Below are 243 nucleotides of genomic sequence, written 5' to 3' on the forward strand. Positions count from 1 at the left end.
ATCAGGCAGGCTGAAATTGATCAAGGGAAGAACCCTTGTTTTTTGGCGGAAACGAAGCACATCCGCGAGGCGGACTGGACAGTCGCGCCGCTCCCCCGGGATTTGGAGGACCGCAGGGTTGAAATCACTGGCCCGGTCGACAGAAAAATGGTCATCAACGCTTTAAATTCAGGAGCGAAAGTCTTTATGGCCGACTTTGAAGATGCGAACTCGCCGACGTGGAAAAACTGCATTGAAGGCCAG

1 pseudogene is annotated in these 243 nt (G+C 53.1%); it reads left to right on the plus strand.

The window, feature by feature from the left end:
* Nucleotides 1-243: pseudogene (locus tag B0E34_RS22990) on the plus strand (malate synthase A); the annotation flags it as partial.

The sequence above is a fragment of the Chryseobacterium mucoviscidosis genome, assembly GCF_002177115.1.
GTDB lineage: Bacteria > Bacteroidota > Bacteroidia > Flavobacteriales > Weeksellaceae > Chryseobacterium > Chryseobacterium mucoviscidosis.